The sequence below is a fragment of the uncultured Caldilinea sp. genome (assembly GCF_937128415.1).
Lineage (GTDB): Bacteria > Chloroflexota > Anaerolineae > Caldilineales > Caldilineaceae > Caldilinea.
Window position 1 is genome coordinate 30,001 of the sequence record NZ_CAKZMJ010000006.1, and the last position, 14,913, is coordinate 44,913.

Below are 14,913 nucleotides of genomic sequence, written 5' to 3' on the forward strand. Positions count from 1 at the left end.
GTCTTTTTCAAACGAGGATGGGAATATAAGCTGTTCGGCATCTTCCCGACGGACATCCATCTCTTCGGCGCGGCGGGGGACGCTAAAATCTTCCTGCTGGGCACCGACCGCTTCGGACGCGACATCTTTGGCCGCTCCTGCATGGCGGGCCGCATTTCGTTGACCATGGCGCTCTTCGGCACGCTCATCTCAGTGCTTGTCGGCGCCATCGTCGGCGTCTTTTCCGGCTACTATGGCGGCGCCATCGACAACTGGACGCAGCGCTTCGTCGAATTCGTCCAATCGTTCCCACAGCTTCCGCTCTGGATGGCGCTGGCGGCGGTGATTCCGATCACCTGGGATCAATTCGCCGTCTTTGTGACGATGTCGTTCATCTTCGCCCTCTTGAGCTGGACGCTGCTGGCGCGCGAGGTGCGCGGCAAGGTGTTGGCGCTGCGCGAGACCGACTTCGTGCTCGCCGCCAGAGAGATGGGCGCCTCCGACGCGCGCATCATGTTCCAGCACCTTCTGCCCAACACCTTCAGCCACATCATCGTGGTGTTGACGCTCACCATTCCGACCATCATCCTGGCCGAAAGCTTCCTCAGCTTCCTGGGCATCGGCATCCAGGAGCCGCTGATGAGCTGGGGCACGCTGATGCGCGATGCACAGACGATTCAGACGCTCGGGTTCAACCCCTGGATCGCCTCTTCCGTCCTGTTTATCGTAGCCGCCGTGTTGGGCTTCAACTTCCTGGGCGACGGTCTGCGCGACGCCGCAGACCCGTATGCGAATGATTGAAGAAAGCCTGTTTTTATGCAGAACGACACCATCCTGGAAGTCAACGACCTGAAGATGCATTTCCCCATCCGCGCCGGCTTTTTGCAGCGCGTGGTCGGCCACATCAAGGCGGTCGACGGCGTGAGCTTTGCCGTTCGGCGCAACGAGGTGTTGGGGTTGGTCGGCGAGAGCGGCTGCGGCAAAACGACGGTGGGCCGCGCCATCCTGCGCCTCTATGACCCGACCGCCGGCGACGTCTGGTACCGGACGGCGAGCGGGGAGCGCGTCAACGTTGCCAAGCTGAAAGCCAAGGAAATCAAGCCCTTGCGCCGCGAGATGCGCATGATCTTTCAGGACCCCTTCAGCTCACTCAATCCCCGACGCACGGTCAAAGAGCTGATCGGCGAGCCGCTGATTATCCACGGCGTCGCCAGGGGCAAGGCGCTGGAGGCGCGCGTCGCCGAGCTGATGACCGAGGTCGGCCTCGATCCGGCCTATATGGACCGTTACCCGCATGAATTCTCCGGCGGACAACGACAGCGCATCGGCATTGCGCGCACGTTGGCGCTCAGCCCGCGGTTGATCGTCGCAGATGAGCCGGTCTCGGCGCTCGACGTTTCGGTGCAGGCGCAGGTGCTGAATCTCTTGCAGAGCCTCAAGGAGGAGCTGGGGCTGACGCTGATTTTCATCGCCCACGACCTGTCGGTGGTCGAGCACATCTCCGACCGCATCGCCGTCATGTACGTCGGCAAGATCGTCGAGATGGCGCCGTCAGAGGAGCTGCTGCGCCGACCGTTGCACCCGTACACCGAGGCGCTGGTCTCGGCGGTGCCGCCGGCCGACCCAGACATCAAGACGCAGCGCATCATCCTGGAGGGGGACGTGCCCAGCCCGGCCAATCCGCCGTCGGGATGCGTCTTCCATCCTCGCTGCCGCTACGCCAACGACACGACCTGTCGCACCGTTGCGCCTGCGCTGGAGGAGGTGCAGCCGGGGCGCTTCGTCGCCTGCCACCTCGCCAGGGAATTGCAGCTTGCAGGCATCGGAGGGTGACCATGCACAAGCCCATGACCATGCACAGGCTCAATCGTCTTCTTGCTGCGCTGAGCTACCTGTTGATCCTGGTCGGCCCGCTCGCCATCGTTCTGCTGCGACGCCGGGATCGCTTCACGCTCTATCACGCCTGCCAGTCGCTGGCGTTGGTCGGCGGCGCCGTCGTCGTGCCGCTGCTCTGGCTGGTGTTCGGTTGGTTGACGGCCTTCGTTTCGGTGGAATATCCGCTTTTGTTTATCATTCCCATCGGGCTGGCGCTCTTTATGCCCGTCATTCGCCAGCAACAGCGCGCCATGCGTTATAAGGGGCAGGTCTCCTGGTTTTCGATGCTTTCGACGCTGGCGGTGGCGGCGGCGCTCATCTACGCCACCTATCGGCTCATCGAATGGCTGGCGCCGGTGCTCCTACCTCTAGGGGGCGCGCTGCTCTTCATGGCGAGCTTTTCCATCGTCATGGCGGCCGCCCTGGCGCTGGTCATCGCCTGGGTGGCGGGGATCGTCAATGCGCTGACCGGTCAGGTGCGTCCGGTTCCGGTCTACGGCGAGTGGGGGCAACGGCTTTTCCTGCGGCTGACATCCTGAAACGAGGAGACAACGGCGTCAAAAGAAAAAAGGCGACGTCGTTTTGGCGCGCCTGTCATAAGGGCGTGGATGCGCGTTTCGTGTTCCGTCGCGCGCTGCGCACCCTCTGAAAACACGGAACACGCAACACGCAATCGATAAATTGCCTGAACTTGAGGAGCAATGACTTTATGCCAACCATTACCTTCATCGGCGCGGGCAGCCTGGTCTTTACGCGCAATCTGTGCAGCGACATTCTGTTGACGCCGGCGCTCCAGGACAGCACGATCGTGCTGATGGACATCGACCCTACGCGGCTGGAGCAGGCGCGCACCATCGTGCAGGCGATGATCGATCGGCGCAAGCTCAAGGCGAGGGTCGTCGCCACCACCGACCGCCGCGCGGCCGTTACAGACGCCGACTACGTCGTCACCACCTTCCAGCAGGGAGGGCTGGAGGCCTACCGGCTTGACATCGAGATTCCGCAGAAATACGGCGTCGAGCAGTGCGTGGGCGACACGCTGGGGCCGGGCGGCGTCTTCCGCGCGCTGCGCACCATTCCGGTGCTGCTCGACCTGTGCGACGAGCTGGATGAGCTGGCGCCCGACGCCCTGTTGCTCAACTACGTTAACCCGATGGCCGCCAACTGCTGGGCCATCGCCGACGGGACGGGGCGTCCGCACGTAGGACTTTGTCACAGCGTGCAAGGCACAAGCGAGATGCTGGCGAGCTGGATCGGCGTGCCCTACGAAGAGGTGAACTTCGTCTGCGCGGGCATCAACCACCAGGCCTTTTTCCTGGAGTTCCGCCGCGGCAAGGAAGACCTCTACCCGTTGCTCTGGCAGGCCATCGAGCGACCGGAGATCATCGCCCAGGAGCCGGTGCGCACCGACCTCATGAAATACTTCGGCTACTTTGTCACCGAGTCGAGCGGCCACGCCAGTGAATACGTGCCTTATTTCCGCAAGACGGCGCGCATGGTGAACGAGGAGCTGGTTCCCCGTTTCACCGACCCGGTCAACCATTGGTTCGACTTTGGCCGCACGGGCGGCTATCTGCGCCATTGTCTGCATCGGCTGGAGCAGTTCCAGAGCGAGTACGAGGAGATCGTCTCCGGCGAGTTTCCAACGACGCGCAGCCACGAATACGGCTCCTACATCATCGAGGCCATCGAGACGAACAAACCGGTCGTCATTGCCGGCAACGTGCCGAACACCGGCCTGATCACCAACCTGCCCGAAGGCTGCTGCGTCGAGGTGCCCTGCCTGGTCAACGCCAGCGGCGTTCAACCCACGCACATCGGCGCGCTGCCGCCGCAGTTGGCTGCGCTCAATCGCACCAACATCAACGTGCAGAGCCTCATTGTTGAAGCTGCGCTCACCGGCGACGTCGACGCGGTTTATCACGCCGTGATGCTCGACCCGCTGACCGCCGCCGTCTGCACGTTGCCGCAGATTCACGCCATGGTGACGGAGATGCTGGAGGCGCAAGCGCAGTGGTTGCCGCAGTTTTGAAACATTGAATTCGTATTCTGAGAGCGGCTCGCAGCCGCACGTTCTCGGTGGGATCGGGCGGCCCCTCCCCCCTGGCCCCCTCTCCCAATGCTGGGAGAGGGGGAAGCGCAGCTGCGAAATGCGCCTACGAATTGCCAGAACCGTTCGTTAGAGCGCCCGGGAAGGCCTGGCCGAAACGCCAACGGCGCCCTGGGAATTCGACGCCTATGCACTGAAATTGATTACTTTGCAACCGACTCAAGATTGAGAAAGGACGCTGTTCTCATGCCTAAGATTACCTTTATCGGCGCCGGCAGCTTCGGGTTCACCCGCACGCTGGTGCGCGATCTGCTGACCTTCCCGCTGCTGGAAGCTTCGCATATCTGCCTAATGGACATCGACGCCCAACGGTTGGAGTGGTCGCAGCGGGCGGTGCAACGCATCATCGACGAAGGCAAGTATCCGGCCACCGTCAGCGCCACGCTCGACCGCGTCGAGGCGCTGCGCGGAGCCGACTACGTGATCGTGACCATCCTGGCCGGCTCCACGGAGGTCTGGCGCCATGACATCGAAATCCCCAAGCGTTACGGCGTGGATATGAACGTCGGCGACACGCGCGGGGTATCCGGCGTCTTCCGCGCCTTGCGCACCATCCCGGTGATGGTGGACATTGCGCGCGATATGGAGCGCTATTGCCCGCACGCGCTGATGCTCAACTACACCAACCCGATGGCGATGCTCTGCCGCGCCATCGACCGCACGACTGACGTCACCGTGACCGGGCTGTGCCACAGCGTGCAGGGCACTGCAGAGATGCTGGCGCGCTGGATCGGTGCGCCGATGGAGGAGATCACCTACACCTGCGCAGGCATCAACCACATGGCCTGGTATCTGGAGTACAAATGGAAGGGCGAGGACGCCTATCCGCTCATTCGCAAGGCGATCACGGAGCGACCGGAAGTCTACAACGAAGAACAGGTGCGCAACGAAATGTTCCTGGCGCTCGACTACTACGTCACCGAATCGAGCGGCCACAACTCCGAATACAACTGGTGGTTCCGCAAGCGTCCAGACCTTATCGAAAAGTACTGCACGCATGGCACCGGCTGGAATCCGGGCGAATACGCCTACATCCTGAAACATTACCAGGAGCGCGAGCACACCTGGCGCGACGAAATTCGCCAGTGGCTGGACAATCCGGCGCCGCTCGATCTGAAGCGCGGCCATGAATACGCGGCTTACATCATCAACGCCCTCGAAGGCGGCGAGCCGTTCCGCTTCAACGGCAACGTGCCCAACAAACGCCTGATCGACAACTTGCCGCAGGACGCCTGCGTCGAGGTGCCGGTGTGGGCCAGCCGCGAGGGCTTGGAGCCGGTCGCCGTTGGGCCGCTGCCGCCGCAATGCGCAATTCTGACCAACCTTAGCGCGCAGATCGAGGAGATGGCGGTCGAGGCTGCGCTCACCGGCAATCGACGGCTGGTCTATCAGGCGGTGGCGCACGATCCGCTTTCGGCGGCGGTGCTTTCGCTTGCGGAAATTCAGCAGATGGTGGATGATCTCTTTGCGGTGAACGAGCCCTATCTACCGCAGTTTGCAAAGAAGTAAAAAGTTTCACTGCAGAGGCGCAGCGTGCGTAGAGGCATGAAATTCTGCGCCTTTGCGATCCATTTCAACACATCGCAAGGATCGACCCATGACGCAACAGGCATCTCCTCAAGGGCTCACCTGGTTCCAGGATGCACGCTTCGGCATGTTCATTCACTGGGGCCTCTACAGCATCCTCGGCAAACACGAATGGGTGATGCACACCGACCGCATCCCCGTGCCGGAGTATGAAAAATTGATGGCGCAGTTCAATCCGACGAAGTTCGACGCCGACGCCTGGGTGCGCACCGCCGCCGACGTCGGGCAGAAGTACATCATCATCACCAGCCGCCACCACGACGGCTTCAGCATGTACGACACCGCGCTCAGCGACTACAAGGTGACGAACACGCCCTTCCGTCGCGACCCGATCGCCGAGCTAGCGGACGCCTGTGCGCGCCACGGCGTCAAACTTGGCTTCTACGTTTCGCTGCTGGACTGGCACCACCCCGCCTATCGCTTCCGCGCCGAAAGCGGGTTGGCATGGGAAGACTATCTGGCCTTTCTGCACGGCCAGGTGCGCGAGCTGTGCACGCAGTACGGCGAAATTGTGGCGATCTGGTTCGACGGCGATTGGCCGCGGCACCCCATCACCCCTGAAAACGAATATTTCTTGCCCGGCGGCTCCTTCGAGTACGAAAAGCTCTACGACATGATCCACGAGCTGCAGCCCGACGCCGTAATCGAGAACAACCGCCACGTCAAGCCGCTGCCCGGCGAAGACATCCAGGGCTTCGAGCAGGACCTGCCCGGCGAGAATACGACCGGCTTCAACGAGACCACCATCTATGGCCTGCCCATCCAGGTCTGCATGACCATCAACGACCACTGGGGCTGGAGCCGCAACGACCGCAACACCAAGTCCGCGCGGCGGCTGGTGCATGTGCTGGTCAAGTCGGCCAGCGTGGGCGGCAACCTGCTGCTCAACGTCGGCCCTACGCCGGAGGGAGAGATTCCGCCGCTGCATCAGGAACGGCTGCGCGAGGTGGGGCGCTGGCTGGAACGCAACGGCGAGAGCGTCTATCGCACGCGCGCCGGCGTCATCCCGCCGACGCGCGAGACGGTGAGCACCGTGCGCGACGGCCATCACTTCGTGCACGTGCTCGACTACGTGAGCGATTGCGTCATCCTCTCCGGCGTGCCTGCGCACGTGCAGAAGGCCAGGCACGTCGCCTCCGGCCAGGAGCTGGAGATGGAGCGCGAAGGAGCCAATTTCTTCGTCTCCGCAGCATCGGATCGCACCACCATCTACATCCCGCCCGAGCTGCGCGACCCCTATGACACGGTGATCGAGTTGATGTGAACAATCGATTCTGCGCAAAGATATAGAGGCGCGGAGGCGCAAAGAAGAGCGATCATCTTCCAGGGAGCTTTGAGCTTCCTGGAAGATTTATTTGCGGCGATCGCTTGGTTACAATCGCCTGCGCAATTATCAGAATCAACGCGTTCATGATAAATTGCAGCGAGGATTGGCGATCCATATCTTAATCTTACGACAGATTCTGAAGGGGAGCTCAACTTGACGCTCCAATCCTCGTCTCAACTGCTATGAGGAGACGGTGCAATGCAGGCGATTCCTTTCCCCGCGCCGATGAGTCTCGGCCAGCTTCTTGACCGAGCGTTTCGACTCTACCGGGCGCGCTTTGGAAAGCTGGCGCTGACGGCTGCGCTCTTCTTCGTGCCGCTGGCCGTCATCTCGGCGCTGTTGATGGGCGTGGTGGCCAACAGCTATTTCGGGCTGCTTTTGGGCGCCGTGGAGCAGCCGGCCGCGTTCGACGAGTGGACGGTCTTGCAAGCCAGCGGCGCCACGATTGCGCTCTCGCTGACGGTGAGCTTCTTCGGGCTGATCCTGGGCGCATTGGCCTTTCTCTCCTTGCTGGCGCAGGCGGACGCCAACGCCATGGGACGCGAGCTTTCCATCGGCGCCAGCGTGCGCGTCGGCATGAGCCGCTTCTGGCCGTTCGTCGGCATGTCGCTGTTGGTGGGGTTGATCGCCTCGGGCGTGCTCCTCGTCGTCTATCTGGTCTTTTTCATCCTCGCTTTCATTTTCGCAGGCGTGATCGTCGCGCTGGCGACGGTGGCCGACAGCAGCAGAGTGGCCGCAGTGGGCGCCACCGTTCTGCTCCTGGCGTTGGTCTTCGGCCTGATGTTTTTGCTGCTGCTTCCGTTTGCCTATCTGACCACGCGCTGGCTGGTTGCGCCGGTCGTCATCGTCACGGAGCGGCTCGGGCCGACCACTGCGTTGAGCCGAAGCTGGCGGTTGACGGAGGACAGCTTCTGGCGGCTCTTTGGCCTGTTGATTTTGCTGTTCATCCTCAACAGCGTCGTGTTGACTCTGCCGCTTACGCTGGTGCAATTCGCCGCTTTCGCCGCGATGACCCCGCAGATGTTCGGCCTGCTCAACGGCGCGCTGACCGGCCTCGGCTATCTGGTCAGCATCCTGTGGCACCCCTTCCTGGCTCTGACGCTGACGCTCGTCTACTACGACCTGCGCGTGCGCAAGGAAAACTTCGACCTTGAGCTGCGCATCCAGGCGTTGGAGGCCGCTGCACGTCCTCGCACCCTGCCTGCGCCATGAGCCGACGAATTGTTCGCGTGTTTTGGGTGACGCTGTTGCTGTTCGGCATGGCGGCGACGGCAGCGCAAGCGCAGGAGGAACTTCCACCGCCTGCATCACCGGCCGCCTATCGCCAGGCGCTGGAGGAAGCTTACGCGCTGCTGCAAAAAGAGCCGCCTGCTTTCGAGGAAGCGCAGCAGCGGCTGGCCGCCATCCCACGCGTCTCTTTGAAAAATGGCGAGATTTTGTCTGTCTCCTCTCCCCTGGATGGCGGAGAGACGCCGTTCGATGTGGAGGCCGCCCGACAGCGGCTGCGTCTCGTCATCGCCCAGCTCGACGCCGCCGGCGACGACCGCACTGCAGAGCGGCTGGCGACGTTGGAGCGCGTCTTCGCCGCGCCGGCGTTTCAACAGCGCCCCTCCTGGCTCGATCCACTGCGACGCTGGCTGGCCGAGCTGTTCGAGCGGCTCTTTGCCCGTGCACCGGTCGGCGCAGCACCAGGACCACTCGGTCAGAGTGCAGCGCAGGTTGCAGGGTGGATCGTCGTCGCTCTGGCCGGTGCTGTGCTGCTTTTTCTGCTAACGCGCTGGCTCCAAACGATGGTGCGCGCCTTTGTCGGAGACGTCGGCCGCGCGCGGCAGGAAACCGACCCCCTTCCCGCCACGCCTGCGGCGGCGCGGCAGGCGGCGGCGCGCTCCGCCGAGCAGGGCGCCTATCGCACAGCCGTGCGCTACCTCTATCTGGCCGCGCTGCTGACGCTCCAGGAGCGGCGTCTCATTCCTCGCGACCCCAGCCTCACCAACCGCGAGCTGCTGACGCGCGCGCCGGCTCACCACCCCATCCGCGCGCCGTTGGGCGAGGTCGTGGCGGTCTTCGACGAGGTCTGGTATGGCCTGCGCGAGCCGGATGTCGCCGCCTTTCAGCGCTATCAGCATGTCGTCCATGAATTAGAGACGCTGGCGCAAGCAGGCGACGTCCAGCAAAGGGAGGCGCCCCCATGAGCGAGCAGCTTCTCTCAATGCGTGGGCGTTTTTCTGCAATTTTGCAGCAGGGGCGGATATGGACGACGCCGCTGGCGATTGCAGCGCTCTTTGCGCTGATGATTCTGGTTGCGCTGGCGACGACGCCGCCTCCTGAACCGGTTCCCTATGACCTGGACGCCACCCATCCGGATGGTCTGCTGGCGTTGCGTCTGTGGCTGGAGGCGCTCGGCTACGATGTGCGGCGCAACGACGGACTGCGCTTCACCATTCCGGGCGAGGCGCAGCTCCTGTTTGTGTATCCAAACCGGCTCACCTATACGGCGGAGGAGGCCGAGCATCTGCGCCGTTGGGTGGAAGCAGGTGGGACGCTGGCCCTGATCGGCCCCGGCCCAGACGACCACGCCCTGGTCGAGGCGTTTGGCGTGGCGCTCAACCCGGAGCTGCGCTATGAACGTCGACTGGCCCAGCTTCTGCCTTTGCTGCCGGAAGGTCGCCCTGTGTATGAGCGCGACTGGTTTTCGCCGATCCAAACGCTCGACCTGAGCGAGGCGCCCCAGGCGACGCCGGTGTTGGCGCTGCTCGCCGCGTCAGAAGAAACTGCGTCGAGCAACGACTTGAAGGTGGTCGTCGCCGTACAGGCGCTGGGCGAGGGCGTGGTCTGGCATTTCGCGCCGGGCGTCGATTTCACCAACCGCAACCTGCGCGAGTTTGCACAGGGCGAGCTGGCGCCCGCCCTGCTGCGCACGACGCCGGAGGGCGGCGGCGTCGTCTTCGATAGCTATCATCTGTTCGGCTTCAGTCGCGTCGGCGAACGCATCGCGACGCTGCAGGATTGGCTCTACCGCACGCCCACCGGCTGGGCGACGCTTTTTGGGCTGGTGATCACCGGCGTTTTTTGGGCGCTGAGCGGGCGCCGGCTGGGTCCGCCGTTGGCGTCGGCGGAGGAAATGCGCAGGCGCGAGGCGGCTGAATACGTGCGGGCGATGGCGAACCTCTATCGCCGCGCCCAGCGCCGCGACGCCCTGGCGCAACACCACGCGCATCGGCTGAAGGTGGCTCTTGCGCGACGATTCGGCGTGCGCGCCGACCTGCCCGATGAGGAATTTCTGGAGGCGCTGGCGAGCGCGTCGCCGCCTTTGAGCGAGGCGCAGCGCGGCGACGTTTGCGAGATGCTGCGCAAGTTCTCAGGGCGTCTCAGCGAACGCGAGTTGGTCGAGCTGGCGGGCGACGTCGATGCCCTGTTAGAATCAATTTGATCATGTACGTCACGCATCACGCACTACGCAACACGCACTACGCAACCGCACTGCACACCACTCTTGAAACGACCGGAGCCTTTCATGACGAACCTGTTGGGTCTCTACGAACGTTTGCGTGCAGAAGCCGCCAAAGTCATCGTCGGGCAGGAAGATGTTTTCATGCAGGTGGTGATCGCCTTTCTCGCCGGCGGCCATGTGCTGTTGGAGGGCGCGCCTGGCGTGGCCAAGACGCTGATCGCCAAGACTCTGGCGCGCCTGATCGACGTCGGCTTCGCCCGCATCCAGTTCACCGCCGACCTGATGCCGAGCGACGTGGTGGGGACGCAGGTCTTCGACCTGGCGCGCGGCAAGTTCTATCTGCGCAAAGGGCCGGTCTTCACCAACATCCTCCTTGCCGATGAGATCAACCGTGCGCCGGCCAAGACGCAGTCTGCGCTGCTGGAGGCGATGGAAGAGCGCCAGGTGAGCATCGACGGCGAGCGTCATCCCCTCGACGACCCCTTCATGGTGCTCGCCACCCAGAACCCGGTCGAATACGAGGGCACCTATCCGTTGCCGGAGGCGCAGCTGGACCGTTTTCTCTTCAAGGTGGTGGTCGGCTATCCGGACGAAGCGCATGAACAGGAGATTTTGCGCAGATACCACGCGGGTTTTGATGCGCACCATCTCGAACGCAGCGGCGTGACGCCGGTGCTGACCCCCGCCGACCTGCCGGCGATTCGCAGCGCCATTCAGGCGGTCGCCGTCGAAGAGGGGATTTTCGCCTACATCACCCGCATCGCCAACGCCACGCGACGCAGCCCCGACCTGATTTTGGGCGGCAGCCCGCGCGCCGCCATCGCCACGCTGCTCACAGCCAAGACGCACGCAGCGCTGCACGGCCGCGACTACGTGACGCCGGACGACGTCAAGGCGGTGATTCTCCCTATCTACCGCCATCGCATCCTTCTGCGCCCGGAGGCGGAGATCGAAGGACTGGACGCCGACGCCGTGATGCGGCGCATCATCGGCGGCGCGCCCGCCCCCCGCTGAGGGAAATCATAAGACGAAGGTGACAAAGATTCGGCGAAACGATACAATGACGTAAATGCAAGGGGCTGTCAGTGTAGCATTTTTGTTTGAAAAGGAGCAGAGGTGTATCGATCATGCGATTGGCCAGCAGACTGAAGAATCTCGGCACAGAAACCGCCTTCGCCGTTTCTGAAGCGGCTGCGGCCTGGAAGGCGCAGGGGCATAAGGTCTATCCTTTTCATCTAGGCGACATCAACATCCCAACGCCGGCCAACATTGTAGCCGCGCAGAACAGGGCGATTGCAGAGGGCAAGACCGGCTACGCGCCGGCGGCCGGCATTCCTGCGCTGCGCCAGGCGCTGGCCGAGGTGGTGGGCGGCGAGCGCGGCCTTCGCTACGCGCCGGAGAACGTCGCCGTGCAGCCAGGTGGAAAACCGGTCGTCACGAAATTCATCCAGGCGGTGATGGAGCCGGGCGATGAAGTGCTCTATCCTAACCCGGGCTACCCGATCTACGAGTCTCAGATCGACTATTACGGCGGCGTCGGCCTGCCGTATCGATACGTCGAAACGCCCACCGGTTTTCAGATGGACCTGGACTATCTGGAGTCGTTGATCACGCCTCGCACGCGCATCCTGATCTACAACAACTGCCAAAACCCGTTGGGGACCGAGTCCTCGCCTGCGGAGATGGAGCGGGTGGCCGAGCTGGCCATCAAGCACGACCTCTGGGTGCTCTCTGACGAGGCGTACTTCGACGTGCGTTACTCCGGCCAAACAACCAGCATCGCCAGCCTGCCGGGGATGCAGGAGCGCACGGTGATTTTGTACACCTTCTCGAAAAAATACGCCATGACCGGCTGGCGATTGGGTGCAGCCATCGGCCCCAAAGAGGTGATTCAGGCGATCGTGCGGCTCAACACCAATGACGAATCTTGCACAGCCCATTTTGTGCAATGGGCGGGCGTCGAGGCGCTGTGCGGCGACCAGTCCGCCGCGCGCGCCAACGTCGAGATTCTGCGCGAGCGGCGCGATGTCACCGTGGATCTGCTCCGTCAGATCGAAGGCGTGACGGTGCACAAGCCGGAATCGACCTTCTATCTCTTTCCGAACGTCACAGGCGCCATGGAACGCCTCGGTTTCAAGAGCGTGAGCGAATTCGCCGACGCCGCTTTGAAAAACACGGGCGTTTCCTTCTGCACACGCCTGCACTTTGGCCGCCCGCTCCCCGGTGAGAAAGGTCACTACATCCGTTTCGCCTACTCCGGAATCGACGTATCTGACATTCGTGAAGGGTTGACCCGTTTACGCGATTGGATCAACAGCGCCAGCTAAAGGAGCCGTCCTATGAGCAAGCCGCGAGTGTTTGTGACGCGCATCATCCCCGAACGAGGGCTGCGCAAGGTGATGGAACAGACCGACGCCACCGTCTGGCAGGATGAACTGCCGCCCCCCCGCGAGGTGTTGCTGGAGTGGGCGCGACAGGCGGATGGACTTTTGACGTTGCTCACCGATCGCATCGACGCCGAGTTGTTGGATGCTGCGCCCAGGCTGAAGGTCGTGGCCAATTTCGCCGTCGGTTTCGACAATTTCGACGTGCCCGCCGCCACACAGCGCGGGGTCTTGATGACCAACACGCCGGGCGTGCTGACCGAAACCACCGCAGATTTCGCCTTTGCGCTGCTGATGGCCTGCGCTCGACGCATTGTTGAGGGCCGCGACTATGCAAAGAACGGTCACTGGCGCACCTGGGGGCCGATGTTGTTGCTGGGGCAGGACATCCACGGCGCAACGTTAGGCATCGCCGGCATCGGCCGCATCGGGCAGGCGGTGGCAAGGCGCGCACGCGGCTTCGGCATGCGCATCCTGTATCATGACGCCATGCGCAATGAAGCGGCTGAAAAAGAGCTGGGCGCCATCCCGGTCAGCAAGGAGGAGCTGCTCTCCCAGTCCGATTTCATCTCCCTGCACGTGCCGTTGACGCCGGAAACGCGCCACTACATCGACGCCGCCGCGCTGCGGTTGATGAAGCCGAACGCCGTGCTCGTCAACACGGCGCGCGGGCCGGTCGTCGATACGATGGCGCTCTATGAAGCGCTGAAGGCGAGGCAGATTTTCGCCGCCGGGCTCGACGTCACCGACCCGGAGCCTCTGCCCGCCGACCATCCGCTGTACACGCTCGACAACGCGCTGATCGCGCCGCACATCGCCAGCGCCAGCTTCGAGACGCGCAGCCGCATGGCTGAGATGGCCGCCGACAATTTGTTGGCCGGGTTGGAAGGCAGGCTCCCGCCCAACTGTCTGAATCCGGAGGCGCTCCAGCACCGCCGATGAGATGAGAGGCGCGTCATTCGGTTCGCCGCCAGGTGGATTGCATCGTGACCTGCTCTGGGTCGGTCAGGTCTAGGCTGCCCGTCCAGAGATACGTCTTCGGCCACTGCTTAAATACGGACGCCACCCAATAGAGAAAGCGCAACTCCCATTTGCTTTCGTTCGGGCGCCAGCCGCCGCCGGGCGTCAGCTGCACCTCGACGCTGCTCCCTGCGCGCTTGATCCGGTATTCGCCGGTCACGGTTCCCACCGACGGGTCCCCGCGCAGGGTGAAAGTTCCGCTCGTTTCTGCTCCGTCCGCCAAATTGAGTAGGTGCGGCAGGGGTGGGTTGAACGCAACTGCGATCTCTCGTTGCTTGAAGGTGCGGCGCATCTGGACGATCTCCGTCCGCCCCTGGTTGTCGACCAGGTCAAAGACCAGATCGCCCAGGCGAGCTTCCTGCTCGCCGGTGCGTTCCAGCGGCGCAAGCGGACCTTCGTAGGCTGGATTTAACGTGGCGATCAGGGGGTCGGGGCTGTAGCGGGTGAAGTGCATGCGCATGCCGTCTAGAGGGATGGGCAGGGCGTCCGGCCGGCGCACCTGACCATCCACCACAATCGAGAGGTTCGTGTCCCCCTGGCGCACGAAGTAGAAGTCGTGCAAGAAAACGAGCGGCAGCGCAGAAGGGGAGGCGGCGGCGCTGCCCATCGGAGCCAGCAGGCCAAAGGGCTTGCGCGGGCGTGCATTGCGCTCTTGGACGGTGACCTCGATGCGACGCCCCAGCAAGTCATCGAAGGCAAAGTAGGCGTCCACACCCGCAGCGTTGACCTCGAAATAAGCGTCGGTGAAGGGGCGCTCCACCATCTCCGCCAAGCCTTGACCGGCGATATCATAGGTGGCAGGGTCGAGGATCAGGCCGGGCTGATGGTACACATCGACGCGGCCATCCACGCGCCAGCCAATCACTAGCATGCCCCGACCGTGGACGGGGTCGTCGAAGACTTGCGGCTCGAAGCCCACATAGATTTCGTCCGGATCTTGCTCGAAGTTGATCAGCAACAGACGCTCCATGGGATCAATCTGCAACGAAAAGGGGGAATAAAGCCGGTCGCCCCCGTCGGCGGCGTAAATCTCCGATGGATTGGGACGAGCCGGAGCCTCGGTCTGCGTGCTCCGCGTATAAAAAAAGAATAGAGCGACGGCCACGAGACCAATGGCGGCGAGCGTCATGAAAGTTTTCAGGCCGAAGGATGGCAAAGCATTCTGATGTTTCATGAGGCC

The 14,913-nt window shown here is 63.0% G+C and carries 13 protein-coding genes (1 of these 13 only partly in view); 12 read left to right on the plus strand and 1 reads right to left on the minus strand.

Annotation, left to right across the window (positions count from 1 at the left end; translation table 11 throughout):
* From Q0367_RS00495 to Q0367_RS00550, 12 genes are all read left to right on the plus strand, one after another.
* On the plus strand, positions 1-780 hold the 3' portion of the coding sequence (locus Q0367_RS00495; RefSeq protein WP_297639438.1) for an ABC transporter permease. The gene continues 423 nt to the left of window position 1, outside the view; 780 of the gene's 1,203 nt are visible here — the last part of the coding sequence; the start codon falls outside the window, past its left edge; it ends in the stop codon at positions 778-780.
* 15 nt (positions 781-795) lie between these two features.
* Positions 796-1,812 (plus strand): ABC transporter ATP-binding protein, encoded by a 1,017-nt coding sequence (locus Q0367_RS00500; RefSeq protein WP_297639441.1) that lies wholly within the window; start codon positions 796-798, stop codon positions 1,810-1,812.
* A gap of 2 nt (positions 1,813-1,814) precedes the next feature.
* Positions 1,815-2,393 (plus strand): hypothetical protein, encoded by a 579-nt coding sequence (locus Q0367_RS00505; RefSeq protein WP_298980583.1) that lies wholly within the window; start codon positions 1,815-1,817, stop codon positions 2,391-2,393.
* 170 nt (positions 2,394-2,563) lie between these two features.
* Complete coding sequence (locus tag Q0367_RS00510) at positions 2,564-3,886, plus strand: alpha-glucosidase/alpha-galactosidase (RefSeq protein ID WP_297639447.1); 1,323 nt, start codon at positions 2,564-2,566, stop codon at positions 3,884-3,886.
* 264 nt (positions 3,887-4,150) lie between these two features.
* On the plus strand, positions 4,151-5,473 hold the full coding sequence (melA, locus tag Q0367_RS00515) for an alpha-galactosidase (RefSeq protein WP_298980584.1): 1,323 nt from the start codon (positions 4,151-4,153) through the stop codon (positions 5,471-5,473).
* An 88-nt stretch (positions 5,474-5,561) separates the two neighbouring features.
* Positions 5,562-6,815 carry an alpha-L-fucosidase gene (locus Q0367_RS00520; protein WP_298980586.1) on the plus strand — a complete coding sequence of 418 codons (1,254 nt, stop codon included), beginning with the start codon at positions 5,562-5,564 and terminating at the stop codon, positions 6,813-6,815.
* Between the two features lie 261 nt (positions 6,816-7,076).
* The gene (locus Q0367_RS00525; RefSeq protein ID WP_298980590.1) at positions 7,077-8,090 is read left to right on the plus strand and encodes a glycerophosphoryl diester phosphodiesterase membrane domain-containing protein; all 1,014 of its coding nucleotides are present in this window, start codon (positions 7,077-7,079) and stop codon (positions 8,088-8,090) included.
* A complete protein-coding gene (locus Q0367_RS00530; protein ID WP_298980593.1) occupies positions 8,087-9,070 on the plus strand; it encodes a DUF4129 domain-containing protein in 984 nt (327 codons plus the stop codon). Before Q0367_RS00525 ends, Q0367_RS00530 begins: the two co-directional genes overlap by 4 nt.
* Positions 9,067-10,308 carry a DUF4350 domain-containing protein gene (locus Q0367_RS00535; protein WP_298980595.1) on the plus strand — a complete coding sequence of 414 codons (1,242 nt, stop codon included), beginning with the start codon at positions 9,067-9,069 and terminating at the stop codon, positions 10,306-10,308. The genes Q0367_RS00530 and Q0367_RS00535 overlap by 4 nt, the downstream gene beginning before the upstream one ends.
* A gap of 84 nt (positions 10,309-10,392) precedes the next feature.
* Entirely contained in the window at positions 10,393-11,343 is a 951-nt protein-coding gene (locus Q0367_RS00540) for a MoxR family ATPase (protein ID WP_298980597.1), read from the plus strand.
* A 113-nt stretch (positions 11,344-11,456) separates the two neighbouring features.
* The gene (locus tag Q0367_RS00545; protein ID WP_297639468.1) at positions 11,457-12,656 is read left to right on the plus strand and encodes a pyridoxal phosphate-dependent aminotransferase; all 1,200 of its coding nucleotides are present in this window, start codon (positions 11,457-11,459) and stop codon (positions 12,654-12,656) included.
* A gap of 12 nt (positions 12,657-12,668) precedes the next feature.
* Positions 12,669-13,655: a D-glycerate dehydrogenase gene (locus Q0367_RS00550; protein ID WP_297639471.1), complete on the plus strand. Its 987-nt coding sequence runs from the start codon at positions 12,669-12,671 to the stop codon at positions 13,653-13,655.
* 13 nt (positions 13,656-13,668) lie between these two features.
* On the opposite strand, the gene Q0367_RS00555 is transcribed toward Q0367_RS00550, so the two are convergent.
* Positions 13,669-14,907 carry a hypothetical protein gene (locus Q0367_RS00555; RefSeq protein ID WP_298980598.1) on the minus strand — a complete coding sequence of 413 codons (1,239 nt, stop codon included), beginning with the start codon at positions 14,905-14,907 and terminating at the stop codon, positions 13,669-13,671.
* Positions 14,908-14,913 lie beyond the last annotated feature (6 nt).

Coding starts and splice junctions, on each gene's coding strand:
- Q0367_RS00500 (WP_297639441.1), top strand. CDS start 796: ATGCAGAACGACACCATCCTGGAAGTCAACGACCTGAAGATGCATTTC.
- Q0367_RS00505 (WP_298980583.1), top strand. CDS start 1,815: ATGCACAAGCCCATGACCATGCACAGGCTCAATCGTCTTCTTGCTGCG.
- Q0367_RS00510 (WP_297639447.1), top strand. CDS start 2,564: ATGCCAACCATTACCTTCATCGGCGCGGGCAGCCTGGTCTTTACGCGC.
- melA (WP_298980584.1), top strand. CDS start 4,151: ATGCCTAAGATTACCTTTATCGGCGCCGGCAGCTTCGGGTTCACCCGC.
- Q0367_RS00520 (WP_298980586.1), top strand. CDS start 5,562: ATGACGCAACAGGCATCTCCTCAAGGGCTCACCTGGTTCCAGGATGCA.
- Q0367_RS00525 (WP_298980590.1), top strand. CDS start 7,077: ATGCAGGCGATTCCTTTCCCCGCGCCGATGAGTCTCGGCCAGCTTCTT.
- Q0367_RS00530 (WP_298980593.1), top strand. CDS start 8,087: ATGAGCCGACGAATTGTTCGCGTGTTTTGGGTGACGCTGTTGCTGTTC.
- Q0367_RS00535 (WP_298980595.1), top strand. CDS start 9,067: ATGAGCGAGCAGCTTCTCTCAATGCGTGGGCGTTTTTCTGCAATTTTG.
- Q0367_RS00540 (WP_298980597.1), top strand. CDS start 10,393: ATGACGAACCTGTTGGGTCTCTACGAACGTTTGCGTGCAGAAGCCGCC.
- Q0367_RS00545 (WP_297639468.1), top strand. CDS start 11,457: ATGCGATTGGCCAGCAGACTGAAGAATCTCGGCACAGAAACCGCCTTC.
- Q0367_RS00550 (WP_297639471.1), top strand. CDS start 12,669: ATGAGCAAGCCGCGAGTGTTTGTGACGCGCATCATCCCCGAACGAGGG.
- Q0367_RS00555 (WP_298980598.1), bottom strand. CDS start 14,907: ATGAAACATCAGAATGCTTTGCCATCCTTCGGCCTGAAAACTTTCATG.